21 protein-coding genes are annotated in these 25,032 nt (G+C 72.7%); 5 read left to right on the top strand and 16 right to left on the bottom strand.

Annotation, left to right across the window (positions count from 1 at the left end; genetic code table 11):
* Nucleotides 1-12 precede the first annotated feature (12 nt).
* A complete protein-coding gene (locus JSQ78_RS01095; RefSeq protein ID WP_211448723.1) occupies nt 13-2,151 on the top strand; it encodes a glycogen debranching protein in 2,139 nt (712 codons plus the stop codon).
* On the opposite strand, the gene glgP is transcribed toward JSQ78_RS01095, so the two are convergent.
* Entirely contained in the window at nt 2,136-4,676 is a 2,541-nt protein-coding gene (gene glgP, locus JSQ78_RS01090; protein ID WP_211448721.1) for an alpha-glucan family phosphorylase, read from the bottom strand. The genes JSQ78_RS01095 and glgP overlap by 16 nt on opposite strands.
* Nucleotides 4,677-4,750: 74 nt before the next feature.
* On the opposite strand from glgP, the gene JSQ78_RS13760 reads away from it, so the two are divergent.
* Nucleotides 4,751-6,742, top strand: coding sequence for an alpha-1,4-glucan--maltose-1-phosphate maltosyltransferase (locus tag JSQ78_RS13760; protein WP_249295965.1), 1,992 nt, complete (start codon nt 4,751-4,753; stop codon nt 6,740-6,742).
* A complete protein-coding gene (gene glgB, locus JSQ78_RS13755) occupies nt 6,739-8,943 on the top strand; it encodes a 1,4-alpha-glucan branching protein GlgB (RefSeq protein WP_249295789.1) in 2,205 nt (734 codons plus the stop codon). Before JSQ78_RS13760 ends, glgB begins: the two co-directional genes overlap by 4 nt.
* 462 nt (nt 8,944-9,405) lie before the next feature.
* Here glgB and JSQ78_RS01080 read toward each other — a convergent pair whose 3' ends face one another.
* Nucleotides 9,406-10,344 (bottom strand): tetratricopeptide repeat protein, encoded by a 939-nt coding sequence (locus JSQ78_RS01080; protein WP_211448720.1) that lies wholly within the window; start codon nt 10,342-10,344, stop codon nt 9,406-9,408.
* Nucleotides 10,344-12,290, bottom strand: coding sequence for a DUF8094 domain-containing protein (locus tag JSQ78_RS01075; protein WP_211448718.1), 1,947 nt, complete (start codon nt 12,288-12,290; stop codon nt 10,344-10,346). Before JSQ78_RS01075 ends, JSQ78_RS01080 begins: the two co-directional genes overlap by 1 nt.
* A 206-nt stretch (nt 12,291-12,496) precedes the next feature.
* Between JSQ78_RS01075 and JSQ78_RS01070 the strand changes: the two genes are divergently transcribed.
* Nucleotides 12,497-13,564: an AI-2E family transporter gene (locus JSQ78_RS01070; RefSeq protein WP_211448716.1), complete on the top strand. Its 1,068-nt coding sequence runs from the start codon at nt 12,497-12,499 to the stop codon at nt 13,562-13,564.
* Nucleotide 13,565: 1 nt separating this feature from the next.
* On the opposite strand, the gene JSQ78_RS01065 is transcribed toward JSQ78_RS01070, so the two are convergent.
* The 8 genes from JSQ78_RS01065 to rpsB all read right to left on the bottom strand — a co-directional run bounded on the left by JSQ78_RS01065 (nt 13,566) and on the right by rpsB (nt 19,284).
* On the bottom strand, nt 13,566-13,853 hold the full coding sequence (locus JSQ78_RS01065) for an Rv1322 family protein (protein WP_211448714.1): 288 nt from the start codon (nt 13,851-13,853) through the stop codon (nt 13,566-13,568).
* On the bottom strand, nt 13,853-14,512 hold the full coding sequence (locus tag JSQ78_RS13750) for an aggregation-promoting factor C-terminal-like domain-containing protein (protein ID WP_349305125.1): 660 nt from the start codon (nt 14,510-14,512) through the stop codon (nt 13,853-13,855). Before JSQ78_RS13750 ends, JSQ78_RS01065 begins: the two co-directional genes overlap by 1 nt.
* A 48-nt stretch (nt 14,513-14,560) precedes the next feature.
* Complete coding sequence (locus JSQ78_RS01055) at nt 14,561-15,109, bottom strand: DivIVA domain-containing protein (RefSeq protein WP_211448712.1); 549 nt, start codon at nt 15,107-15,109, stop codon at nt 14,561-14,563.
* Nucleotides 15,110-15,138: 29 nt separating this feature from the next.
* A complete protein-coding gene (locus JSQ78_RS01050; protein ID WP_211448710.1) occupies nt 15,139-16,068 on the bottom strand; it encodes a phosphatidate cytidylyltransferase in 930 nt (309 codons plus the stop codon).
* Nucleotides 16,069-16,090: 22 nt separating this feature from the next.
* Nucleotides 16,091-16,645 (bottom strand): ribosome recycling factor, encoded by a 555-nt coding sequence (gene frr, locus JSQ78_RS01045; RefSeq protein WP_211448708.1) that lies wholly within the window; start codon nt 16,643-16,645, stop codon nt 16,091-16,093.
* Nucleotides 16,646-16,690: 45 nt separating this feature from the next.
* Nucleotides 16,691-17,404 carry a UMP kinase gene (gene pyrH, locus JSQ78_RS01040; protein WP_211448706.1) on the bottom strand — a complete coding sequence of 238 codons (714 nt, stop codon included), beginning with the start codon at nt 17,402-17,404 and terminating at the stop codon, nt 16,691-16,693.
* A 127-nt stretch (nt 17,405-17,531) separates the two neighbouring features.
* Nucleotides 17,532-18,359, bottom strand: coding sequence for a translation elongation factor Ts (tsf, locus tag JSQ78_RS01035; RefSeq protein ID WP_211448704.1), 828 nt, complete (start codon nt 18,357-18,359; stop codon nt 17,532-17,534).
* A gap of 10 nt (nt 18,360-18,369) precedes the next feature.
* Nucleotides 18,370-19,284: a 30S ribosomal protein S2 gene (gene rpsB, locus JSQ78_RS01030; protein ID WP_211448702.1), complete on the bottom strand. Its 915-nt coding sequence runs from the start codon at nt 19,282-19,284 to the stop codon at nt 18,370-18,372.
* A gap of 278 nt (nt 19,285-19,562) precedes the next feature.
* Between rpsB and JSQ78_RS01025 the strand changes: the two genes are divergently transcribed.
* Entirely contained in the window at nt 19,563-20,075 is a 513-nt protein-coding gene (locus tag JSQ78_RS01025; RefSeq protein WP_249295785.1) for a murein hydrolase activator EnvC family protein, read from the top strand.
* Here JSQ78_RS01025 and JSQ78_RS01020 read toward each other — a convergent pair.
* From JSQ78_RS01020 to JSQ78_RS01000, 5 genes are all read right to left on the bottom strand, one after another.
* Nucleotides 20,048-20,950: a tyrosine recombinase XerC gene (locus tag JSQ78_RS01020; RefSeq protein WP_211448699.1), complete on the bottom strand. Its 903-nt coding sequence runs from the start codon at nt 20,948-20,950 to the stop codon at nt 20,048-20,050. The two genes, JSQ78_RS01025 and JSQ78_RS01020, sit on opposite strands and share 28 nt — an antisense overlap.
* Nucleotides 20,951-21,859, bottom strand: coding sequence for a metallophosphoesterase family protein (locus JSQ78_RS01015; RefSeq protein WP_249295783.1), 909 nt, complete (start codon nt 21,857-21,859; stop codon nt 20,951-20,953).
* Nucleotides 21,860-21,924: 65 nt separating this feature from the next.
* A complete protein-coding gene (gene dprA, locus JSQ78_RS01010; protein ID WP_249295781.1) occupies nt 21,925-23,130 on the bottom strand; it encodes a DNA-processing protein DprA in 1,206 nt (401 codons plus the stop codon).
* Entirely contained in the window at nt 23,127-24,638 is a 1,512-nt protein-coding gene (locus JSQ78_RS01005; protein ID WP_211448697.1) for a YifB family Mg chelatase-like AAA ATPase, read from the bottom strand. The genes dprA and JSQ78_RS01005 overlap by 4 nt, the downstream gene beginning before the upstream one ends.
* Nucleotides 24,635-24,988, bottom strand: coding sequence for a YraN family protein (locus JSQ78_RS01000; RefSeq protein WP_026373339.1), 354 nt, complete (start codon nt 24,986-24,988; stop codon nt 24,635-24,637). Before JSQ78_RS01000 ends, JSQ78_RS01005 begins: the two co-directional genes overlap by 4 nt.
* Nucleotides 24,989-25,032 lie beyond the last annotated feature (44 nt).

Raw genomic sequence — 25,032 nt, 5'->3', positions numbered from 1 at the left:
ACCCTAGAGCGCGTGAGTGCGGGCGACGAGCGGGTGCGGGGCATCGCGCGCACCGCGATCGGCCACCGGCTCACCGTCTGGTCGCGCCACGCGACGACGATGGAGCTGCGGGTGTTCGACGCGGGCGACCCCGACTGGCTGCTGCACGCGCTCCCGATGGAGCGCGTCGGCGACGAGTTCACGATCGACACCGAGCTGCTGCAGGTCGGCACCCCGTACGCGATCGGCGTGGAGGGGCCGGTGGGGCCCGGGCACGCCTTCGATCCGGCGCGGAACGCCATCCCGCCGCACGCGCGCGGCATCGTGCGCACGCCCCACGGCCAGCACCGCGCGACGGTCACCGACGACGCCTTCGACTGGGGCGACGCCCCGCGGCCGCGCGTCCGCCGCGACCGGCAGGTGATCTACGAGGCGCACGTCAAGGGCATGACGAAGCTGAGCCCCCACATGCCGCTCGAGCTCCGCGGCACCTACGCGGGCCTCGCGCATCCGTCGACCATCCGGTACCTGCAGGAGCTCGGCGTCACGACCGTGCAGCTGCTGCCGATCCACCTGTTCGTCTCCGAGCAGCGCCTGATCCGCCAGGGCAGGGTCAACCACTGGGGCTACAACTCGCTCAGCTGGTTCGCGCCGCACAGCGCCTACGCCTCGCGGCAAGCGCAGTTCGACGGCACGGGCGGCGTGCTGCGCGAGGTCAAGGGCATGGTGCGCCTGCTGCACGAGGCGGGGCTGCAGGTCTTCCTCGACGTCGTCTACAACCACACGTCGGAGGAGGGCGCCGACGGCCCGCCGTCGAGCCTGCGGCTCATCGACAACGCGTCGTACTACCGCCTCGACGACGAAGGACGGCCCATCGACTGGACCGGCTGCGGCAACACCCTCGACGCCTCCGAGCCCGCGGCGCAGGAGCTCGTGCTCGACTCGCTGCGCTACTGGCACCGCGAGATGCAGATCGACGGCTTCCGCTTCGACCTCGCGGTCACGCTCGGGCGGGGCGCCGACGGCGCCTTCGACCCTCGGCACCCGCTGCTGCAGCGCATCCTCGCCGACCCCGCGCTCTCGGGGGCGACGATGATCGCCGAGCCGTGGGACATCGGCCCCGACGGCTGGCAGACCGGCCGCTTCCCCACCGGCTTCTCAGAGTGGAACGACCGCTTCCGCGATACCGCCCGGCAGTTCTGGCTCAGCGACTACCGCTCCTTCCGGCAGGGCGGCGACGGCGCGACGGGCGTCGGCCCGCTCGCGCACGCCGTCTCGGGCTCGGAGGGCCTGTTCGCCTCCGAGCGCGGACCCGTCGAGAGCGTGAGCTTCATCACCGCGCACGACGGGTTCACGCTCGCCGACCTCGTGCGCTACGACCGCAAGCACAACGAGGCCAACGGCGAGGACGGCCGCGACGGCGCCGACGACAACCGCTCCTTCGACCACGGCGTCGAGGGGCCGAGCGACGACATCGGCATCGAGCTCGACCGCCGGAAGTCGATGCGCAACCTGCTCGGCACGCTGCTCGTCTCGGCCGGCCTCCCGATGCTGACGATGGGCGACGAGATCGGGCGCACCCAGCGCGGCAACAACAACGCCTACAACCAGGACTCGGCCCTCACGTGGATGCGATGGGAGCTCGAGGACTGGCAGGTCGCGTTCCTCGAGCAGACGAAGCGCCTGGTGCGGCTGCGGCGCGATCACCCTGCGCTGCGGCCCCGCGAGTACGGCCAGGGCGGCCAGCGCGTCGCGGGCGCCTCGCGCCTCGACTGGTACAACGCCGACGGCCTGCACATGACGATCGACGACTGGGACCACTCCCACGACCGCACGATGCAGATGCTCGCCGAGTCGACGTCGGTCGACGAGCCCTACTCGCGCGTGCTCGTCGTCTTCCACGGCTCGCCGCGCGAGCGGATCGTCGTGGTGCCGGAGGCCGACGGCGCGACCGGCTTCGAGCTGCTGTGGGACTCGGCGCTCGACGGCGCGGGCGACGAGCTCGTCGCGCCGGGCGGCGAGATCTCGATCACGCCCATGAGCCTGCGCGTCTACGCCGTGCACGGGATGCCCGCGGCCGGAGCGCCGGAGCCGACGGTCGCGCGCTACCGCACGCCGCCGTCGGCCCCGACGACCGAGCAGGGCTCCCCGAGCGGTCAGCCCTTCGCGTAGGCGACGAGCCCGAGCTCGACCTCGGAGTCGAGCATCGGGTGCTGCGGCACGACGCGCACGGTGTAGCCGAAGGTGCCGGCGACCGGGAGCTGCACCCGCACCTCGAAGCGGTGCGCGTCGCCCTCGACCGCGACGGGCTCGAGCGCGTAGCGACGCGTGCTGCGCAGCTCCCCCTCCTCGGTGATCCTGCCGGCGACGACCTCGACCTTGACGTCCGACTCCGGGATGCCGTCGAGCGCGACGTAGGCGCGCACGAGCACGGTGTCGCCGATGATCGGGGGCGTGTCGACCCCCTCGACCTCGACGTGGCGCACCTCGATGCGCCCGAACGACTCCCGCATCCGCCGCGTGAACGCCGCGAGCTCGCGCCCCGCCCGGTGGCCGTCGGCCGTCGCGAGCGCCGAGGCGCGCGCCGCGGGCGCGTAGAGCCGCGAGACGTACTCGGCGAGCATCCGCTCGGCCGAGAGCTCGGGGCTCAGGGTCGCGAGCGTGTGGCGGATCGACTCGATCCACGCGGTCGGCAGGCCGCGCTCGTCGCGCTCGTAGAAGCGCGGCGCGACCTGGTGCTCGATGATCTCGTAGAGCGCGTTGGCCTCGAACGCGTCGCGCTGCGCCGCATCCATCTGCTCGTGCGCCGACGGGATCGCCCAGCCGTTCTTGCCGTCGAAGTACTCGTCCCACCAGCCGTCGAGGATCGACAGGTTGAGCGAGCCGTTGAGCGCCGCCTTCATGCCCGACGTGCCGCACGCCTCGAGCGGCCGCAGCGGGTTGTTGAGCCACACGTCGCAGCCCGGGTAGAGCGACTTCGCCATCGAGATGTCGTAGTTCTCGAGGAAGACGATGCGGCCGCGCACCTCGGGCTCCTGCGAGAAGCGCACGAGCTCCTGGATGAGGCCCTTGCCGGCCTCGTCGGCCGGGTGCGACTTGCCCGCGATGATGAGCTGCACGGGGCGCTCGGGGTGCGTGAGCAGCGCCCGCAGCCGGTCGCGGTCGTGGAGCATGAGCGTGAGCCGCTTGTAGGTCGGCACGCGGCGCGCGAACCCGATCGTCAGCACGTCGGGGTCGAGCATCTCGTCGATCCAGCGCGGGGCGACGCCCTCGTTGCGCTCGTGCTTGACGCGCGTGCGGGCGCGCGCGTCCTCGATCGTCTGCCGGCGCATCTCGTTGCGCGCCGCCCAGATCGTCTCGTCCGAGACGGCGTCGGAGGCCCAGTCGCAGCGCGTCGTGTCGAGCGTGCCGAGCTCGCGCTCGGCGAGGTGCTTGAGCACGGGCGAGGTCCAGGTGGATGCGTGCACGCCGTTGGTCACGGACGTGATCGGCAGCTCGTCGGTGTCGAAGCCGGGCCAGCGGTCCTGGAACATCGAGCGGCTCACGGCGCCGTGGAGCTTCGAGACGCCGTTCGCGCGCTGCGCGATCGAGAAGCCGAGCTGCGCCATGTTGAAGATGTTCGGGTCGCTCTCGCGGCCGAGCGCGAGCACGCGGTCGACGTCGATGCCGGGCACGAGCTCGCCCGTCAGGTGGCTGCGCACGAGCTCGACGTCGAAGCGGTCGATGCCCGCGGGCACGGGCGTGTGGGTCGTGAAGACCGTGCCGGCGCGCACGACCGCGAGCGCCTCGTCGAAGCCGAGGCCCTCGCGCGAGATGAGCTGCGACATGCGCTCGACGCCGAGGAAGCCGGCGTGGCCCTCGTTCGAGTGGAAGACGCCCGGCCGCGGCGCGCCCGTGAGCTCGCTGTAGACGTCGAGGGCGCGCACGCCGCCGATGCCGAGCAGCAGCTCCTGCTGCAGCCGGTGCTCGCCGCCGCCGCCGTAGAGGCGGTCGGCGACGCCGCGCAGGTCGTCGTCGTTCTCGTGGATGTTCGTGTCGAGCAGGAGGAGCGGCACGCGGCCGATGGTGGCCTGCCAGATGCGCGCGTGGAGCGTGCGGCCGCCCGGCAGGGCGATCGAGACGGTCGCGTGCTCGCCGTCGGGGCGCCGCAGGATGGTGAGCGGCAGGCCGTCGGGATCGAGCACGGGGTAGGCCTCCTGCTGCCAGCCCTCGCGCGAGATCGCCTGCTTGAAGTAGCCGGCCTGGTAGAAGAGGCCGACGCCGACGATCGGCACCCCGAGGTCGCTCGCGGCCTTGAGGTGGTCGCCCGCGAGGATGCCGAGGCCGCCGGAGTACTGCGGCAGCGCGCTCGTGATGCCGAACTCGGGCGAGAAGTACGCGATCGACTCGGGCACGTCCTCGAGCGACTGGTACCAGCGCGCTTGCGACAGGTAGTCGTCGAGCTCGTCGGCGAGCGCGTCGACGCGGGCGACGAAGGCGTCGTCGGCGGCGAGCTGGCCCAGCCGCTCGGTGCCGACCCAGCCCAGCAGCTGCAGCGGGTCGTGCCCGGTCGCGCGCCAGCCCTCGAGCGAGATCTCGCGGAAGAGCTCGCGGGTCGGCTCGTGCCACGACCAGCGCAGGTTCGAGGCCAGCTGCTCGAGGCGGCGCAGTCGCTCGGGGAGGGACGTGCGGACGGTGAACTTGCGAATCGCTCTCACGTGTCCAGAGCCTAGTCGGCGACTGTCCGCGCGCTCGCAGGAGCGATGGGTAGGTTGTGCTCGTGGCGAAGCAGATGGATGTCCTGTCCGGCCGGATCCCGGTGCTCGACCTGTACCCGCAGCAGCCCGGGAACACGTTCCCCGCGAAGGCGGTGGAGGGCGACGTGATCCCGTTCCGCGCGGTCGCGTTCCGCGAGGGTCACGACCGCATCGGCGTGACGCTCGTGCTGCGCTCCCCCTCCGGGCGCGAGCGGCGCGTGCCGATGGAGCCGCTCGGCGACGGCTTCGACCGCTGGCAGGCGCTCGCGCAGGTCGACGAGCGCGGCACGTGGCGATGGCACGTCGAGGCCTGGGCCGACGAGTGGGCGACGTGGCACCACAACGCCGAGATCAAGATCCCGGCCGATATCGACACCGAGCTCATGGCCACGATCGGCGCGCAGCTGCTGAGCCGCGCGGCGAAGGGCGCGACCGGGGCCGACGCGACGCTCCTCGCGGGCGCGGCGAAGGCGCTCGGCGACTCGCGCGCACCGATCCTGCAGCGCTGGGCGTCCGTCAACGACCCCGACATCCTCGACGCGGTCGACCGCCACCGCCCGCGGTCGCTCGAGACCGCATCCGCCGAGCTCGAGCTGCGCGTCGAGCGCACGCGCGCGGCCGTCGGCGCCTGGTACGAGTTCTTCCCGCGCTCCGAGGGCGCCGAGCGGCGCAGCGACGGCTCCTGGCGCTCCGGCACCTTCGAGACGGCCGCCAAGCGCCTGCCGGCCGTCAAGGCCATGGGCTTCGACGTGCTCTACCTGCCGCCCGTGCACCCGATCGGCGAGGTCAACCGCAAGGGCCGCAACAACACCCTCACGCCGCAGCCGGGCGACCCGGGCAGCCCGTGGGCGATCGGCTCGAAGCACGGCGGTCACGACGCGATCCACCCGGACCTCGGCACGATCGACGACTTCCGCGCGTTCGTGGCGAAGGCGGCGGATGCCGGGCTCGAGATCGCGATGGACCTCGCCCTCCAGGCCGCGCCCGACCACCCGTGGGTCACCGAGCATCCGGAGTGGTTCACGACCCTCCCCGACGGCTCGATCGCGTTCGCCGAGAACCCGCCGAAGAAGTACCAGGACATCTACCCCGTCAACTTCGACAACGACCCCGAGGGGATCGTCGCCGAGGTGCGGCGCATCATCGACCAGTGGATCGCGTGCGGCGTGCGCATCTTCCGCGTCGACAACCCGCACACGAAGCCGCTCTGGTTCTGGGAGCGCACCATCCGCGAGGTCAACGAGGAGCACGGCGACATCGTCTTCCTCGCGGAGGCCTTCACCCGGCCCGCGATCATGCAGGCGCTCGGCAAGGTCGGCTTCCAGCAGTCGTACACGTACTTCGCCTGGCGCAACACGAAGGCCGAGCTCGAGGAGTACCTGCGGGAGGTCTCCGGCGAGCAGGCCGCGTGGTTCAAGCCCGCGTTCTGGGTCAACACCCCCGACATCCTCACCGAGTACCTGCAGTTCGGCGGCGTGCCCGCGTTCAAGGTGCGCGCGGCGATCGCCGCGACCGCGGTGCCGACGTGGGGCATGTACGCCGGCTACGAGCTCATCGAAGCGGTCGCGCGCCCCGGCGCGGAAGAGGCGATCGACAACGAGAAGTACGAGTTCAAGCCGCGCGACTGGGAGCAGGCCGAGCGCAACGGCACGACGATCGCCCCGTACATCACGCGGCTCAACGAGATCCGCGCGCAGCACCCGGCGATCCGCCAGCTGTGGGCGCTCGACGTGCACTGGTCGGACGACGACGCGGTCCTCGTCTACTCGAAGCGCGTCGAGGGCCGCTTCACCGAGACCGGCGAGGACGACACGATCATCGTGATCGCGAACGTCGACCCGCACTCGGCGCGCCAGACGACCGTGCACCTCGACCTGACGAAGCTGGGCCTCAAGGCCGGCGACCGGTTCGAGGCCCACGACCTCATCAGCGGCGAGACCTGGATGTGGAGCGACCACAACTTCGTGCGGCTCGACGCCTTCGTCGAGCCCGCGCACATCATCCACGTACGACGATCGGAGGCATGATGCTCGACGACGCAACCCTCCGCCGGCTCGCCGAGGGCGCGCATCCGCTGCCCCACGACCTGCTGGGCGCGCACCCGATCGACAGCGCCACGCACCTCGTGCGGACCGTGCGGCACCTCGCCGACGGCGTCGCGGTCGTGGGTGAGGCCGATACGCCCATGGAGCACCTCGGGCACGGGGTGTGGGAGGCCACGGTGAGCGGCCCCATCCGCCCCTATCGCCTGCGCACGACGTACGGCGACGGCGGATCGTGGGAGGCGGAGGACCCGTACCGCTTCACGCCGACGCTCGGCGAGCTCGACCTGCACCTGTGGCGCGAGGGCCGCCACGAGCAGGCGTGGAAGGTGCTCGGCTCGCGGCTGCGCGAGCACGAGGGCGTGCGGGGTGCGACGTTCGCCGTATGGGCGCCGAACGCGCACGCGGTTCGCATCATCGGCGACTTCAACGACTGGGTCGGGCGCGGCCACGCGATGCGCTCGATGGGCGCGAGCGGCGTCTGGGAGCTGTTCGTGCCGGGCGAGCTCGAGCACGCCGCCTACAAGTACGAGATCCTCACCGACCACGGCTGGGTGACGCGCGCCGACCCGATGGCGCGCTACACCGAGGTGCCGCCCGCGACCGCGTCGAAGATCGGCTCGAGCCGCTTCGCGTGGAGCGATGACGAGTGGATGCGGTCCCGGGCCGCGAGGGACCCCCACAACACCCCCATGTCGGTCTACGAGCTGCACTTCGGCTCGTGGCGGCCGGGCCTCGACTACCGCGAGATGGCCGATGCGCTCATCGAGCACCTCGAGGTGACGGGCTTCACGCACGTCGAGTTCATGCCGCTCGCCGAGCACCCCTTCGGCGGCTCGTGGGGCTACCAGGTCACCGGCTACTACGCGCCCACGAGCCGATTCGGCCACCCGGACGACCTGCGCTACCTCATCGATCGGCTGCACCGCGCCGGCTACGGCGTGATCATGGACTGGGTGCCCGGCCACTTCCCGAAGGACGAGTGGGCGCTCGCGCGCTTCGACGGCCGGCCGCTCTACGAGCACCCCGACCCGCGCCGCGGCGACCAGCCCGACTGGGGCACGCACGTGTTCGACTTCGGACGGCCGGAGGTGAAGAACTTCCTCGTCGCGAACGCCGTCTACTGGATGGAGGAGTTCCACATCGACGGCCTGCGCGTCGACGCGGTCGCCTCGATGCTCTACCTCGACTACTCGCGCAACGACGGCGAGTGGCTGCCGAACGTGCACGGCGGGCGCGAGCACCTCGAGGCGATCTCGCTCCTGCAGGAGGTCAACGCGACGGTGTACCGCCGGTGCCCCGGCATCGTCATGATCGCCGAGGAGTCAACCTCGTGGCCGGGCGTCACGAAGCCGACGGACGTCGACGGGCTCGGCTTCGGGCTCAAGTGGAACATGGGCTGGATGCACGACACGCTCCAGTACATGGCGGTCGATCCGATGTACCGCTCGCACCACCACGGCGACATCACGTTCTCGTTCCTCTACGCGTTCTCGGAGCAGTTCGTGCTGCCGATCAGCCACGACGAGGTCGTGCACGGCAAGGGCTCGCTGCTGAACAAGATGCCCGGCGACCAGTGGCAGAAGCTCGCCTCGGTGCGCGCCTACCTGACGTTCATGTGGGCGCACCCGGGCAAGCAGCTGCTGTTCATGGGGCAGGAGTTCGGGCAGCCGAGCGAGTGGAGCGAGGCGCGCGGCCTCGACTGGTGGATCCTCGACCAGCCGGTGCACCGCGGCCTCATGTCGCTCGTCGGCCAGCTCAACCGCGTCTACCGCGAGACCGAGGCGCTCTGGCTGCGCGACAACGAGCCGGGCGGATTCGAGTGGATCGACGGGGGCAACTCCTCCGACAACGTCGTGGCGTTCCTGCGCTGGGGCGCCGATCGCGACCCGGTCGCGGCGATCGTCAACTTCTCCGGGCGCCCGATCGAGGGCTACCGGATGGGGCTGCCGTTCGCGGGCGAGTGGGAGGAGGTCGTGAACTCCGACGCCGTCGAGTTCGGCGGCTCCGGCGTCGGCAACCTCGGCACCGTCCACGCGACCGACGAGCCGTGGGGCGGCCGACCCGCGTCGGCGACGATCACGATCCCGCCGCTCGCGGGCCTGCTCCTGAAGCCGAAGGCGGCGCCCTCCCCCGCTCCGGCAGCCGCGATCGCGAGCGAGGCGACCGCCCCGCCCGCGAAGTGAGTGGCGCCTCCCGCACCTGAGTGGCGCCTCCCGCACCTGAGTGGCGCCTCCCGCACCCGCGTGGCGCCTCCCGCTCCCGAGCGGTCACTTCCGCGCGCGAGCGGTCACTTCCGCGCGCGAGCGGTCACTTCCGCACGCGAGCGGTCAGTTCCGCGCGCGAGCGGTCACTTCCGCGCGCGAGCGGTCACTCCAGCACGCGAGCGGTCACGGCCACGCGTGAGCAGTGCCAACTCACTCAAGCGGCCGGACGCATCCGAGACCGACACCTCACTCCCCGAACTGACCGCTCACAAGCGCGACTGACCGCTCACATCCCGGACTGACCGTTCACACGCGGAACTGACCGTTCGTACGCTGACCTGACCGTTCGGACGCCGAGGTGACCGCTCACCTGCCGCAGGCGCCCCTCACCCGCCGGAGGCGCCACTCGGCGCCGCCGCTGCGGGCGGAGCGCCGGCGGGGCTAGTAGAGGAGCGCGGTCAGGCGCTTGCGCGCCGCGATCACGCGCGGGTCCTCGAGACCGACGATCTCGAAGTGGTCGAGCAGCCGCAGCCGCACGTCCTGCTTCTCGTCCCCCGAGAGCGTCGCCATGAGCTCGAGCAGCCGCAGGAACGCATCCTCGACGTGCCCGCCCGAGAGGTCGAGGTCGGCCGCGAGCATCTGCGCCTCGATGTCTCGCGGCGCCGCGGCCGCAGCAGCGCGCACCTCGTCGGTCGTCTTGCCCTGCAGACGCGAGAGCAGCCGCACCTGCGCGAGCCCGGCGATCGCGTCGGCGTCGCGCGGGTTCTGCGCGATCGCCTTCTCGAACGCCGCGATCGCTGCGGGCAGGTCGCCCTTCTCGAGCGCGTCGTACGCCTCCTGGTGCAGCGGCGGCACCGGCTCGGGCGCGGGTTCGGCGGGCGCCTCGTCGGCGTCGCCGACCGGCACGCGACCGGTGATGCCCTGCTGCTCGGCGAACGCGAGCACCTGCTCGAGGACGTCCTTCACCTGCTCTTCCGGCAGGGCGCCGGTGAAGAGCGGCGCCGGGCGGCCCCCGATGACAGCCGCGACCGTCGGGATCGACTGCGCGTTGAACGCCTGCACGAGCTGCGGGTTCGTGTCGGCGTCGACCTTCGCGAGCACGAGGCGGCCGCCGTGGCCCTGGATGAGGCGCTCGAGCACCGGCGAGAGCTGCTTGCACGGCCCGCACCACTCGGCCCAGATGTCGATGATGACCGGCACGCGGTTCGAGAGCTCGACGACCTGCGCGAAGTCGGCGTCGGTGACGTCGATGATCGCGCTCGGCATGCCGCCGGGCGCGCCGTCGCCTGCGGGCGCGGGCGCGGGCTGCTCGTGGCGGGCGGCGAGGGCCGACAGGTCGACCGCTCCCCCCATCGACGCTGGCAGTCGAGCCTCCGACATCACTGGACCTCCCTTGCGCTCACGAGCGACTGGCTGTAGCCGACGACCTGGATCTGCGTGCCCTCCGGCGCATCCGCCGGCGGCACCGAGAAGAGCACCTGGATCTGGTAGGTCGTCTCGATCCCGGTGTCCGACTGCTGGACGCCGGCGAGGATGCCCGCGCCGGCCTGCGCCTCGATCTCGACGCCGCTCTCCGTCGGCGTCGTGCGCTGCGTCTCGAGGAACGACGTCGCGAGCAGCGCACCGCCCTCGTTCGTGACGAGCAGCATCGGCGCCTGCTCGTCCTCGGCGACGCTCCACTCGAGGTTCGAGAGCTCGAACTCGGGCAGCGCGCGCATCGCGTCCTTCGCGGGACGCCCGATCTCGGCGCGCAGCGCATCCCCCTCCTCGCGGAACCACGAGTTGTACTGCGACTCGGCGCCGTTCAGGATCACGTCGGCGTACGCGGCGGTGATCTCGTTCGGCCGGTGCAGCAGCAGCGGGGTGTCGCCCGGCAGGCTCGCGGCGCCGATCGTCGGGCTGGCCACCGCCGGCAGCTGCACGCCAGAGGCGAGCGTCATCATGTAGGCGAGCCGGTAGTTCGAGCGCGCGTCGCGCTGCTGGAACATGAGCGCCGACTGGGCTTGCGCGCCGTCCTCCCACCCGACGACGGCCATGACCGAGCGAGGCCACACCTCCGTCTGCTGCGGGAGGAGCAGCTCGACCTCGCCGTCGGGGATCCCGGGCGCCGGCGCGAGCTCGGCGTTCTGCGAGCGCACCTGGTAGTTCGTCGTGCGGGCTTCGAGCATCGGCCCCGCGAGGCGGCTCGAGGCGACCTCGGCGTTCAGCGCCTCGTCGGCCTCGGCGACCGTCTCGCGCGTCGACTCGAGCACGCGGTCGAACTGGTTCTCGGTGAGCGCGACCGGCGGCAGCGTCTCCTCGAGCGTCGAGGGCGTGGGCGCGTCGGTCGGCGCCGCCTCCGTCTCGCCGCTCGGCCAGTACTGGGGCCCGCAGCCGGTGAGGCCGACGAGCGCGACGACGGGCAGGGCGATGAGCCCGAATCGGCTGCGGCGCGAGCGCGTCGCGCGCCGCTCGCGAGTGCTCGACTCGCGCTCGGGGGTGTCGGGGGCGGATGCCGTCCCGGGCTCCGGCGCGGACGCCGCGGCGGGGGCGTCGTCGGCACCGTGCTCGACCGACGACGCCGGAGCCGTCTCGGACGCGGGCTCCGCGCTCGACGGCGTCGACGCATCCGCTTCGACCGCGCCCTGCTCGCCGGCGGGCGGCGTGGGCGAGATCGGCTTCGCGGGCAGCGGCAGGCCCTCCTGCGCCTCGCGGCGCAGCGCGCGGCGCTCGGCGCGCGAGAGCTCGCGGTGGCTGCGGCGCTGCGGGCCGCGGCGGCGACGGTGGTGGCGCAGCGCGAGCAGCAGGAACAGCAGCGCGAGCGCGAGGAACACGAGGCCGGCGGTGATGAGCGGGCCGAAGAGCGGCGTCTTCGCATCGAACGGCCACGCGACGCCGATCGCCGCCGGGGCGGCCTCGCCGGGCGCGCCCGTGATGGCGACCGAGTAGCCGATCGGCAGGTCGATCGTCAGCTCGAGCGATCCCTCGCCCTGCGCCTCCTCGATCCACATGTCGCTGCCGGCGATCTCGGGCAGGGGCTCCTCGTCGCCGCGCTGCTCGTCGAGCACGAGCGCGTCGGTCTCGTCGACGCTCGCGATCGCGTGCGCGCTCTCGCCGATCCAGCCGGCGACGTCGTGGGCGCGGCCGACGACCGCGGTGACAGGGCCCTCGCCCTCGACGGTGAGCGTCTGCACGCCGTCGTGCGCGTTCATCGCCTCACCCGGGATGATGACGACCTGCGACTCGGCGGGCTCCTGGACCTGGGCGACGATCGTCTCCGGCGGCTCCCAGATCGTGCGCTGCCCGATGCCGAGGCCGAGCAGCACGAGCGAGATCACGAGGCTCACGGCCGCGAGGATGTATCGCACGGGTCAGAGGTCCTTTCACGCTCCCCGCGGGTTGCGGCGGGCCGTCCGGCCGGACGACGCAGAGCGGGCAAGCCTCCAGGGTACCGACGATCCCTGGGTGCTGCCAAGCGCCCGGTGGTCGCGGGCCCCGCTCGGCCGCGCGGCGTGCAGGGAGCGGCGTGCGGCGTCAGCCTAGGATGCGGGTTGTGAAGATCCGCAACGCCTTCGTGCTCGGCCTGCTCGGCGGCCTCGGCGTGCTGCTCGCCATCGCCATCGGCGCGGCGGTGCAGCAGATCGGCACCGTGCTCGTGTGGGCGTTCGCCGGCATCTTCCTCGCGCTCGGCCTCGAGCCGGTCATCCAGTTCCTCATCCGCCGCCGCGTGCCGCGCTGGGCCGCGGTGCTGCTGATCTTCATCGTGATCGTCGCGGCCCTCGTGGGCGCCGGCTGGCTCATCGTGCCGACGATCGTCGCGCAGTTCTCGCTGCTCGTGCAGGCGATCGCGCAGGAGGTCGAGAGCGGCCTGCTCGACAGCGTGCTCGACTGGGTGCGCGAGACGTTCCCGGCCTTCGACGTCGACGGCACGCTCGACCAGCTCGGCGGCGCGCTCACCGACTTCAACACCTGGTCGTCGCTGCCGCCGTGGATGGCGGGGGTGCTCGGGTCGATCGTCGCGAGCGTCGGGCAGGTCGCGTTCGCGATCGGCGGCGCGCTCATCGTCGTCGTGCTCATGCTCTACTTCACGGGCTCGCTGCCGGCGATCAAGTCGGGCATGTACCGGCTCGTGCCGGCGTCGTCGCGACCCAAGTTCATCGAGATCGCCGAGCAGATCATGAAGTCGGTCGGCCGCTTCGTGCTCGGTCAGGGCGCGCTCGGCCTGCTGAACGGCACGCTCTCCCTCATCGTGCTCTCGATCGTCGGCTCCGAGCTCGCGGGCGTCTACGCCTTCATCGCGCTCATCGCCTCGACCATCCCGCTCGTCGGCACGATCACCGCATCCGTCGTCATCTCACTGCTCGTGCTGCTGCTCGACGGACCGCAGACGGCCCTGCCGGTCGCGATCTGGTACCTCGTCTACATGCAGCTCGAGGCGTACGTCATCAGCCCGCAGGTCATGAACCGCGCGGTGAAGGTGCCGGGCGTCGTCGTCGTGCTCGCGGCCCTCACGGGCGGCACGCTGCTCGGCATCCTCGGGGCGCTCGTCGCGATCCCGGTCGCGGCAGCGGTCCAGCTCATCCTGAAGGAAGTCGTGATCCCGAAGCAGGATCTGAAGTAGCTCAGGCGGCGCGCCAGCAGCCGGTGTGCCAATGGCGGCGGTCCTCGATCGCCCGCTCGCCGAAGATCGAGTCGGCGCGCCAGACGACGACGTGCGCGGTGCCGGTCGCGACGACCTGGCCGCAGCCCGGGCACGTGTAGTCCTTGAGCGCCGCGTGCGCCGCCATCGGCTGCACGTGCCACTCGCCGCCCGCGCGCCGCTCGACGCGCCGCACGCCCTGCATGAGCCGCTCGACGTCGAGCGGCACGTGCTCGGTGGTGCGGCGACGAGACGGCCGCCGCGACGGCATCAGTACCAACCGACCCGCTGCGAGTGCGCCCAGGCGCCGCACGGGGTGCCGTAGCGGCCCGAGATGTAGCCGAGGCCCCACGTGATCTGCGTCACGGGGTTCGTCTGCCAGTCGGCTCCGGCCGAGGCCATCTTGGAGCCGGGCAGCGACTGCGGGATGCCGTACGCGCCGCTCGAGCGGTTCTGCGCGTAGACGTTCCAGTTCGACTCCTTCTGCCACAGCGAGTAGAGGCAGGAGTACTGGTCCTCGCCCCAGCCGCGGCTCAGCACCATCTGGCGCGCGATCGCCTGGGCGGAGCCGGGGTCGGGCGCGGCGACCGCGGGGATCGGCACCGCGGCGCGCGCTGCCGTGGCGCCGCTGCCTGCCGCGGGAGCCGCCGCGGCGCGCGCGGGCTCGGGGGTGGGCGTCGGCGTCGGCGTGGGCGTGTGCACGACGATCGTGTCGCGGATGAGCGACGCCTGCTCGCCGGTGACCTCGCCGAGCGCCTGCCCGGGTCGCGGCTCGCTCAGCAGCGTGGCCGGCTCGGCAGCGACCTGCGCGCCCGGGCTCGCGGCGACGGAGACGAGCACGAAGCCCGCAGCGGCGACGAGCGAGACGCCCGAGAGCACGCCGCGAGTGCGCGTCGAGCGCGCGGAAGCGGTGGCAGATCGGGTGAACACGAGGGTCGACGTTATCACGGAATGGTAACGAAGCCGAGGGCGCGAGGGTCAGCGCACCGCCAGCATCAGGCCGACGACGGTGTCGAGGAGCGCATCCACCTCGTCCTCGTCGTAGCCCCCGAACTGCGCGTCGAACTGGGCCGTGCGCACCTCGCGAGCTGACATGTCTGGCCCGTCCTCGAGGTAGTCGGCGATGCGGGCGGCGAACGCGTCGACCTCGGCGACGCGGTAGCCGCGCGAGATGCGGCTCACGCGCCGGAAGCGCTCGCCGTCGCCCTGGCGCAGCTGCGCGAGCACCTGCACGGCGCGCTCGCGGATCTGCGCGTACCACGCCTCTTCCCCGTGCTCGGCGATCCCGCGCTCGTGCTCGCGCCGCGCGAACGCCTCCTCGAGCCGCTCGAGCGCGGCGTCGACGTGCGCGGGCGAGTAGCCGCCCTTCTGCATCGGGAAGCTCGTGCGCCGGATGCTCGACGAGTCGATCGCCGTCGCGGCGCGGGCGTCGGTCGCGTAGGCCCGCCGAGCATCCTCGAGGAAGTCCTCGACCTGCTCGATGTCGTAGCCGGGCTGCGACCGCTTCGCCCTCGGGAACGTGCTCATCGTCACCATCATGTCAGGGGCGGCTCGCCTCAGGCGTGCACCGCCTGGAAGAGCGCCATCATCACGACCGCGCTCGGCAGCACGGAGTCGAGCCGGTCGAGGAAGCCGCCGTGGCCCGGCAGGAACGATCCGATGTCCTTGATGCCGAGGTCGCGCTTGATGATCGACTCGGCGAGGTCGCCGACCGTCGCGGTGACGACGAGCAGCGCGGCGAGGATGAAGCCGAACCACCACTCCTGGTCGAGCAGCCACACCGAGAGCGCGATGCCCGTGAGCGTCGCGAGCAGCGCGCCGCCCGCCAGGCCCTCCCACGTCTTGCCGGGGCTGATCCGCGGCGCGAGCTTGTGCTTGCCGAGCAGCACGCCGGCGGCGAGCGCTCCGGTATCGATGACGGTCGTCATGGCGATCATCGCGAGTGTCCACCACTGGCCGCCCTCCTGCGCCGTGAGCAGCACGGCGAAGCTGCCGAGCACCGCGATGTAGGCGATGCAGAGCGCACCGCCCGTGACGTCGGCGAAGACGGCGGATGCGCCGGTGCGGGTGCGCACGTCGGCGAGCTCGAGCACGCGCACGAGCGCGACGAGCGCGATCGCCCCGAGCGTCGACCACCACAGCCCCGCGGCGCCGAAGTACCACGTGATCGGCACGATCGCGCTGCCGAGCAGCACGAGCGGGATGCGGGGCACGTCGCGGCCGGCGAACCGCAGCGCGCTCGCGAGCTCGTAGAGCGCGAACCCGACCATGACCGTGCCGAGGAGCATGAAGAGCTCCTTGACCCACAGCATGCTTGCGAGCAGGAGCGCGCCGAGCAGCAGGCCGATGCCGATCGCGGCGGCGAGATCGCGGCCGGTGCGCTTGTTGACGCGCGCGCGAGTCGCCTCGATCTGATCCCTGGCCGCGTGGATCTGCGCCTGGATCTGGGCGTCGATCTCGGCGGCGCTGCGGTGCTCCTTGCGCATCCGTCGCCTCCCGAGCCCTCGATCAGACCTCGAGGAGCTCGGCCTCCTTCTTCTTGAGCGCCTCGTCGACGCCCTCGATCGCCTGCTTCGTGACCTGCTCGAGCTCCTTCTCGGCGCGCGCGATCTCGTCGTCGCCGACCTCGCCGGTGAGCTTGTCGAGGTCGGTCATCGCCTGGCGGCGCACGTTGCGGATCGCGACGCGGGCCTGCTCGGCCTTGTCCTTGACGATCTTCACGTAGTCCTTGCGGCGCTCGGCCGTGAGCTCAGGCATGGTGATGCGCACGATCTGGCCGTCGTTCGACGGCGTCACGCCGAGGTGCGGGGCGTTGACTATCGCGCGCTCGATCTCCTTGAGCGCCGACTTGTCGAACGGCGTGATGACGAGCGTGCGAGCCTCGGGCTGCTGGAACGACGCGAGCTGCATGAGCGGCGTCGGCGTGCCGTAGTACTCGACGTTCAGGCGCTGGAACAGCGCCGCGTTGGCGCGGCCCGCGCTCACGGTCTGGAAGTCGTCCTTCGCGACCTCGATCGACTGGGCCATCTTCTCCTTGGCCGAAGCCAAAACGTCGCTGATCACGTGGTTCCTTCCGTTGCTGTGGATTCTAGTGCGCGGATCGCGGGATCAGGCGCGGACGAGCGTGCCGACCGGCTCGCCGAGGATCGCCTTGGCGAGCGCGCCGTCGCCGTCCATGCCGAAGACGCGCATCGGCATCCGGTTGTCCATGCACAGGCTGAACGCCGTGGAGTCGACGACCTTGAGGCCGCGCACGAGCGCGTCCTGGTAGGTGATCTCGTCGAAGCGGGTGGCGGTTGCGTCGAGCTTCGGGTCGGCGCTGTAGACGCCGTCGACGCCGTTCTTGGCGACGAGCACCTGGTCGGCGTCGATCTCGAGCGCCCGCTGGGCCGCGACGGTGTCGGTCGAGAAGTAGGGCAGGCCGGCGCCGGCGCCGAAGATGACGACGCGGCCCTTCTCGAGGTGGCGCTCGGCGCGGCGCGGGATGTACGGCTCGGCGACCTGGGTCATCTGGATGGCGGACTGCACGCGCGTCTCGGCGCCCGCCTGCTCGAGGAAGTCCTGCAGCGCGAGGGAGTTCATGACCGTGCCGAGCATGCCCATGTAGTCGGCGCGGCCGCGGTCCATGCCGCGCTGGCTCAGCTCTGCGCCGCGGAAGAAGTTGCCGCCGCCAACGACGATCGCGATCTCGACGGTCTCGGCCGCCTCGGCGATCTGCTTCGCGATCGCCGAGACCACGTCGGGGTTCACGCCGAGGCTGCCGCCGCCGAACGACTCGCCCGAGAGCTTCAGGAGGACTCGGCGGCGCGATTGTGCTGGCATGGACTCCTCCTGGATCGTGACCCCCGGCGGGCCCTGAGAAGCCTACCGCGACCGGGGAACCCCGAGGACGGGAACGCGAGAGGGCCGGGGTCTCCCCCGGCCCTCCAGTGCTGCGTGCTGCGAGCTGCTACGCGCCGACCTTGAAGCGCGCGAAGCCGGTGACCGTCAGGCCGGCGGCCTCGAGGACCTTGCCGACGGTCTGCTTGCTGTCGCGGGCGTAGTCCTGGTCGAGCAGGACGATCTGCTTGAAGAAGCCGGTGAGGCGGCCCTCGATGATCTTCGGCAGGGCGCCCTCGGGCTTGCCCTCGCCACGAGCGATCTCCGAGACGAGCTCGCGCTCCTTCTCGACCTGCTCGGCCGGCACCTCGTCGCGCGAGACGAAGGTCGGGTCGAACATCGCGATGTGCTGCGCGACGGCGCGCGCCGTCTCCGCGTCGTCGCCCGAGTAGGCGACCACGACGCCGACCTGCGGGGGCAGGTCCTTCGACGTGCGGTGCAGGTAGACGGCGTGCTGGTCGCCCTCGACGCGCGTGACCTTCGTGAGCTCGACCTTCTCGCCGATGGTGGCGGCCTGCTCCTCGATGATCGACTTGACGGTGCCCGACTCGGCCGGAGCGGCGAGCGCCGACTCGAGGTCGGCGGCGCCTGCCGCGGCGACGGCCGCGACGACGCGCTCGGAGAGCGCGATGAACTTCTCGTTCTTCGCGACGAAGTCCGTCTCGCAGCCGAGCGCGATCATCGTCACGGCACCCTCGCCCGAGGCTGTGGCGACGAGGCCCTCGCTCGTGGAGCGGTCGGCGCGCTTCGCGTTGCCCTTCGCGCCCTTGAGGCGGAGGATCTCGGTCGCCTTCTCGACGTCGCCGCCGGCCTCCTCGAGGGCCGCCTTCGTGTCGCTCATGCCGGTGCCGAGCTGCTCGCGCAGCATCTTGAGGTCGGCGATGCTGATGTTGGCCATGCGCTGCTCCTTAGTTCGACTCGGACGCGGTGGCGTCCTCGGTGGTCTCGGCGGCGGGGGCCTCCTCGGCGGGGGCCTCCTCGGCGACCGGCGCCTCGGCGGCGGCCTCGTCAGCGGCGGGCGCAGCGGCCTGCTCGGCGTTGGCCTGCTCGGCGTTGGCCTGCTCGGCGTTGGCCTGCTCCAGGAGCTCGCGCTCCCACTCGGCCATCGGCTCGACCTCGGCGTCCGCGCCGCCGCCGTGGCGCTGCATGAGCCCCTCGGCAGCCGCGTCGGCCACGATCTTCGTCAGCAGCGCGACCGAGCGGATCGCGTCGTCGTTGCCCGGGATCGGGTACGTGACGTCGTCGGGGTCGCAGTTCGTGTCGAGGATGGCGATGATCGGGATGCCGAGCTTCTTCGCCTCGTCGACCGCGAGGTGCTCCTTGTTCGTGTCGACGATCCACAGCGCGGACGGCGTGCGCTGCAGGTTGCGGATGCCGCCGAGCGACTTCTGCAGCTTCAGGAGCTCGCGCTTCTTGAGCAGCAGCTCCTTCTTGGTGTAGCCCTGCGTCGTGTCGTCGAAGTCGAGCTCCTCGAGCTCCTTCATGCGGCTGAGGCGCTTGGAGACCGTGTTGAAGTTCGTGAGCAGACCACCGAGCCAGCGCTGGTTGACGTAGGGCTGGCCCACGCGCGTCGCCTGCTCGGCGATCGACTCCTGCGCCTGCTTCTTCGTGCCGACGAAGAGCACGCTGCCGCCGTGGGCGACCGTCTCCTTGACGAAGTCGTACGCCTTGTCGATGTGGGCGAGCGACTGCTGCAGGTCGATGATGTAGATGCCGGAGCGCTCGGTGAAGATGAATCGCTTCATCTTGGGGTTCCAGCGTCGGGTCTGGTGCCCGAAGTGCACGCCGCTGTCGAGCAGCTGGCGAGTCGTGACGACGGCCATGGCCGCCTCCTTCTTCTGTTCTGGTTGCCGGCTCGACCGGTCGGCCGAGCCCCTGGCGCCCTGACGCACCACCACCAGGCGCTCGGGCACGGAACTTGCAGGCTCTGTGCTCGAGAGCTGGACCATCGGGGGTGTCGTCGCGACGGGCGCGCGTAGTCATCGCCGAGAGGCGACGCCCTCTCATGCTACACGCTGCGGGGCCCGTCGTCGCAGCCCGTTCTCCACCGGTGCCGCGCGCATCCGCCCCGCCCCGCCGCCCTCCGCGGCACGCTGTCGGGATGCGCGCCCTCGCGATCCTGCTCGCGCTCGCCGTCGCGCCGTGGGCGTGGCCGGTCGAGCCGGCGGTCGTGGCGCGCGCGTTCGACATGGCGGCCGGGCCCTACGGTCCCGGGCATCGCGGCATTGACCTCGAGGCGGCACCGGGGTCGGCGGTCGTCGCGCCCGACGACGGCACGGTGCGCTTCGCCGGCCCGGTCGCCGGCCGGCCGGTCGTCTCGATCGAGCACGCGGGCGGCCTCGTGTCGAGCTTCGAGCCGGTCGAGCCCTCCGTCGCGCGCGGCGATGCCGTGCGCCGCGGCGACCGGATCGGCACGCTGCTGCCCGGCCACGTGCCGGGCGCGACGAGGCTGCACGTCGGGGCGCGGCTCGCCGGGCAGTACGTCGATCCGCTGCCGCTCCTCGGCGTCGAGCGGCCGGTGCTGCTGCCCATGCGGGGCGGCAAGCGCACCCTGGCACGCGGATGCGCCGGGGCGCGCGGGTGCCCTCAAGCGCGAGGGTGGGCGGTGCGGTAGGCCTCGGCGAGGCGCTCGAGCGAGACGTGCGTGTAGATCTGCGTCGTGCCTAGGCTCGAGTGGCCGAGCATCTCCTGCACCGCGCGGAGGTCGGCGCCCCCGTCGAGGAGGTGCGTCGCCGCGGTGTGGCGGAGGGTGTGCGGCCCGTGCGGGCCCGAGCCCGGCGTCGCCTCGAGCAGCGACGTCACGAGCTCGTGCACGCGCCGCTGCCCGAGGCGCCCGCCCCGCGCGCCGAGGAAGAGCGCCGGCTGCGAGCGCGCGGCGCTCACGAGCCGCGGCCGGCCGCTGCGGAGCCAATCGACGATCGCGTCGAGCGCGGGTCGGCCGAACGGGACGACCCGCTCCTTCGAGCCCTTGCCCGTGACGCGCACGGTGAGCCGCTCGAGGTCGACGTCGTCGACGTCGAGCCCGACGAGCTCGCTCACCCGCAGCGCGCTCGCGTAGAGCAGCTCGACGACGGCGACGTCTCGGAGCGCGGCCGCATCGCCGTCCGCGGCCGCCTGGTGCAGCGAGCCGAGCACCGCATCGATCGCCTGCCGCGAGAGCACGCGCGGCAAGTGGCGGTCGCGCTTCGGCGTGCGCAGCCGCGCCGCGACGTCGTCTCCGCCGTGCGCGGCGATCCAGCTGCTGAACCCGCGCGCCGCGGCCGATCGTCGCGCGATGGTCGACTTGCCCATGCCCGCTTGGGCGCTCGCGTAGAGCCAGTCGCGGAGCGCGTCGAGGTCGACGTCAGCGGCATCGCGGATGCCGGCGCGCCCGCAGTGCTCCTCGAGGCTCCGGAGGTCGCCGCGGTAGCCCCGCACGGTGTTCGCGGAGTAGCCGCGCTCGCGCGCGAGGTGGGCGAGGTAGCCCTCGATCGCCTCGGCGAGGTCCATTCAGGCGCCGTCCGCCGGAGCAGGCTTGCGGCTGAAGCGGTCGAGCCGCTCGGCGGGGTCGAGCGCGTCGACTGCGCGCGCGAGCTCGGCGGGCACCGTCTCGCGCGACTCCTGCGGCAGCGCTGGCACGACCGAGTGCGCGATCGCATCGGCGTAGACCTCGATGAGGTTGAACGACTGCGTCGCGTCGATCCCGTGCATCGCGGGCGGCGGGCCGGCGAGGTCATCGGCGTAGCTCGTCGCGCTCGCGAGCACGACCGGCACCTCGGCGAACGTGCCGGACCCGCCGATGTGGAGGTGTCCGGAGAGGATCGCGCGCACGTCGGCGCCGTCGACCACCTCGCGCAGCCGCTCCTCGTCGCGGAATTCGAGCAGCCGCATGAGCCGGGTGCGGTACGGCAGCGGCGGGTGGTGCATGACGAGCACGGAGCCGAGCGCGGGCGGGTCCTCGAGCGCGTCGGCGAGCCACTCGGCCTGCCCCTCGTCGAAGCCGCCGTGGTGCCAACCGGGCAGGCTCGAGTCAAGCGCGATGACGCGCAGCCCGCCCACCTCGACGATCGAGTCGATCGGGTCGAGCGGCGCCCCGCCGAGGCTGAGCGCCTCGCGCATCGCGGGCCGCTCGTCGTGATTGCCGGCCGTCCAGACGATCGGCGCGCCGAGCTCCGCCGCGACCGGTTCCAGGATCTCGCGCGCGAGCGCGTACGCGGCGGGCTCCCCCAGATCGGCCACGTCGCCGGAGACGACGATGACGTCGGCATCGGCGGCCGCGACGCGCAGTCGCGCCGCGGTATCGCGGAGGTGGGCCTCGGTGTCGACCAGCCCCGCGAGCGGCGCGCCGCCCGCGAGCAGGTGCGTGTCGCTGAGGTGGGCGATCACGACCGCCGCGTCCGGATGCATGCCGTAGGTCACGCGCTCAGGCTAGCCTTGCCCCCCCTTCCCCGGCTCCCGAGCGCGCCGGAGCGGCCTCTGATCGTTCAGGTCGCGACCTTCACCCAGCCCTGGCCGCGCTCGATCGCCCGGCCGCCGAGCTCGAGCAGCGAGAGGCTCGCGACGACCTCGCCCCGCGCCATGCCGGTGCGCACGGCGAGCTCGTCGATGTCGCGCGCCGCCCTCGCGCTCAGCGCGTCGAGCACGCGCAGCTCGTCGCTCGAGAGTCCGCCGATCGCGAGCTGCTCGTCACCCGGGCCGTCGACGAGCCCGACGATGTGCTCGGCTCGCTCGATCACCGTCGCTCCGTAGTCGCGCAGCAGCCGGTGGCAGCCGGTGCTCGCGCCGGAGGTCACAGGCCCGGGCACCGCGCCGAGCGGCCGCCCGAGCGCCGCGGCGTGCCCGGCGGTGTTGATGGACCCCGAGCGGCTCCCCGCCTCGACGACGACGGTCGCGCTCGCGAGCGCCGCGATGAGTCGGTTGCGGGCGAGGAACCGCCATCGCGTGGGCGGCACGCCGCTCGGCGCCTCCGCGATGACGCAGCCCGCCGCGGCGACGCGGTGGAGCAGCTCGTCGTGGCCCGCCGGGTAGAAGCGGTCGAGTCCGCCTGCGAGCACCGCGACGGTCGTGCCGCCCGCCGCCATCGCGGCGCGGTGCGCCGTGCCGTCGATGCCGTAGGCGCCGCCCGAGACGACCGCGAACCCGCGATCGACGAGCCCTGCGGCCAGCTGCCCGGTCACGAGCTCGCCGTAGCCCGACGATGCGCGCGAGCCGACGAGCGCGGCCGAGCGCTCGCAACGCTCGAGCATCGCCGGATCGCCGCGCACCCACAGTCCGGCGGGAGCATGCGGCCCGAGGTCGTCGATGCTCGCCGGCCAACTGGGATCGGCGCGCGTGAGCAGCACCTGCCCGAAGGCGGCGCCCTGCGTGAAGGCTGCGAGGATCCGCTCGGCCTCGAGCCGCGGCCGCCAGCGCTCGACGCCCGCCGCGACCGCTCGCGCCGCCTCGGCGTCGGCGAGCTCGTCGGCCCACGTCGCCGCGCCAGCACCCTCGACGAGCAGCTCGAGCGCGCGCACATCGCCGACGAGCTCGCGAGCGACGCCGACCGCGCCGTCGCCGGGCTCGGGCAGCACCGTCCACGCCCCGGCCGCGAAGCGGGCCACGACCTCTGCGTCGGTCGGCTCGACGCCAGACGGCATGGTCGGCATCACGGCCGCCCTGAGCCGCTCGAGCTGGATGCGGTACGGCTTCATGCGGGGATCCCCTTCCTGAGCGCGAGCGCGCGCCCGACGTGCGTGCGCGACGGCCCGTCGTCGCCGTCGAGGTCGGCCATGGTCCACGCCACGCGCACGGCGCGGTCGAGCCCGCGCATCGTGAGGGCGCCGCGCTCGACGGCCTGCTCGAGCGGCTGCAGGAGCTCCCGCCCGAGCGGCAGGTTTCGCCGCAGCCACGGCCCGGGCACGTGGCCCATCGCCCGCCACTGGGTGCCCGCGAGCCGACGAGCGGCGCGCGCTCTCGCGTCGGCCACCCGGGCAGTCGCCTCTGCGCTCGATCGTCGCGCGCCGTCGGCGCCGGGCAGCACCCGGTCGACGCGCACCTGCAGGTCGACGCGATCGAGGAGCGGCCCGGAGAGCCGGCTGAAGTAGCGGCGGCGCTGCTGCGGCGGGCACGTGCAGTCGCCGCTGCCGAAGAGGCCGCACGGGCACGGGTTGGCTGCGAGCAGCAGCTGGAAGCGGGCCGGGAAGGTCGCGACGCCCGCCGCGCGGTGGATCGTGATCGTGCCCGACTCGAGCGGCTGGCGCAGCATGTCGAGCACGGTGCGCGGGAACTCCGGCGCCTCGTCGAGGAAGAGCACGCCGTGCGTCGCGCGCGCGGCGGCGCCGGGCCGGATGGTGCCCGATCCGCCGCCCACGAGCGAGACCGCGGTGGCCGAGTGGTGCGGATGCTCGAACGGCGGCAGCACGTCGAGCGTCGATGGCGGCGGCTCGCCCGCGAGCGAGCGCAGCGATGCGACCTCGAGCGCCTCCTGCTCGGTGAGCGGCGGCAGGATCCCCGGCAGCCGCATGGCGAGCATCGTCTTCCCGGCGCCGGGCGGCCCGACCATGAGCAGATGGTGGGAGCCGGCGGCCGCGATCTCGAGCGCCTCGACGGCGTCGCGGTTGCCGACGACGTCGGCGAGGTCGAGGTCCGCGTGCGTGCGCGGCACGGGCGCGGCCGCCGGCACGGGCTCGACGGGCTCCGGGTCGAGCTCGGCGCCGAGCAGCGCGGCGGCGTGCGCGAGGCTCGGCACGCCGAGCACGCGGACGCCGGCGACGAGCGAGGCCTCGTCGACCGACGCGGTCGGCACCACCACGCGCGTCATGCCCGCCTCGGCCGCGGCCCGGGCGAGCGGCAGCGTGCCTGCGACGGGTCGCAGCCGGCCGTCGAGCCCGAGCTCGCCGAGCAGCGCCGTCTCGCCGTCGTCGGGCGGCACGACGCGCATGGCGCGCAGCACGGCGATGCCCATCGCGAGGTCGAAGTGGGTGCCGGCCTTGGGCAGCGACGCGGGCGTGAGGTTGATGACCGTCTTGCCGTGCGGCGGGGTGAGGCCGGCGCGGGCGATCGCGCTCCACGTGCGGTGCTGCGCCTGCTGCACGGCGCGATCGGGCAGCCCCACGATGTGCACGCGCGGCAGCCCGCTCGAGGCGTGCACCTCGATCTGCACGCCGACGCCCGCGAGCCCCTGCAGCGCGACGCACGCCGCGCGGCCGAAGCCGCTCACTCGATGCCCCGCAGGTGCTCGACGCGCCAGCGCCCCGAGCGGGGCGCGATCACCGCGACCGCGTCCATGCGGATCGGCCCGCGGTGGCGGTGCTCGCCGAGCCACACGCCCACGAGGGTGCGCAGCCGCCGCACCTTGTCGGGCGTGATCGCCTCGAAGGGATGCCCGAACTCGGTGCCGCGGCGCGTCTTCACCTCGACGAAGACGAGCGTCTCGCCGTCGAGGGCGATGATGTCGATCTCGCCGTGCGGGCAGCGCCAGCGCCGGTCGACGATGCGCATGCCCGCGCGCTCGAGGTGCACGCTCGCGGCGGCCTCGCCGTCGAGCCCCAACTCATCCTTCGCCCGCATGGGCGAGAGGAAAGCGGATGCGGCGCCCCCACCGTGCGGGGCGG

This window comes from Agrococcus sp. Marseille-Q4369 (assembly GCF_018308945.1).
GTDB lineage: Bacteria > Actinomycetota > Actinomycetes > Actinomycetales > Microbacteriaceae > Agrococcus.
The sequence above is the reverse complement of the archived record's forward strand: the minus strand, read 5'-3'. Positions and strand labels throughout refer to the sequence as shown.

Bases quoted from the DNA above. Each gene is read 5' to 3' on its own strand.
- JSQ78_RS13760 (WP_249295965.1), top strand. From the start codon at position 4,751: ATGGATGTCCTGTCCGGCCGGATCCCGGTGCTCGACCTGTACCCGCAG.
- glgB (WP_249295789.1), top strand. From the start codon at position 6,739: ATGATGCTCGACGACGCAACCCTCCGCCGGCTCGCCGAGGGCGCGCAT.
- JSQ78_RS01080 (WP_211448720.1), bottom strand. From the start codon at position 10,344: ATGTCGGAGGCTCGACTGCCAGCGTCGATGGGGGGAGCGGTCGACCTG.
- JSQ78_RS01065 (WP_211448714.1), bottom strand. From the start codon at position 13,853: ATGCCGTCGCGGCGGCCGTCTCGTCGCCGCACCACCGAGCACGTGCCG.
- JSQ78_RS01055 (WP_211448712.1), bottom strand. From the start codon at position 15,109: ATGAGCACGTTCCCGAGGGCGAAGCGGTCGCAGCCCGGCTACGACATC.
- JSQ78_RS01050 (WP_211448710.1), bottom strand. From the start codon at position 16,068: ATGCGCAAGGAGCACCGCAGCGCCGCCGAGATCGACGCCCAGATCCAG.
- pyrH (WP_211448706.1), bottom strand. From the start codon at position 17,404: ATGCCAGCACAATCGCGCCGCCGAGTCCTCCTGAAGCTCTCGGGCGAG.
- tsf (WP_211448704.1), bottom strand. From the start codon at position 18,359: ATGGCCAACATCAGCATCGCCGACCTCAAGATGCTGCGCGAGCAGCTC.
- rpsB (WP_211448702.1), bottom strand. From the start codon at position 19,284: ATGGCCGTCGTCACGACTCGCCAGCTGCTCGACAGCGGCGTGCACTTC.
- JSQ78_RS01025 (WP_249295785.1), top strand. From the start codon at position 19,563: ATGCGCGCCCTCGCGATCCTGCTCGCGCTCGCCGTCGCGCCGTGGGCG.
- JSQ78_RS01020 (WP_211448699.1), bottom strand. From the start codon at position 20,950: ATGGACCTCGCCGAGGCGATCGAGGGCTACCTCGCCCACCTCGCGCGC.
- dprA (WP_249295781.1), bottom strand. From the start codon at position 23,130: ATGAAGCCGTACCGCATCCAGCTCGAGCGGCTCAGGGCGGCCGTGATG.
- JSQ78_RS01000 (WP_026373339.1), bottom strand. From the start codon at position 24,988: ATGCGGGCGAAGGATGAGTTGGGGCTCGACGGCGAGGCCGCCGCGAGC.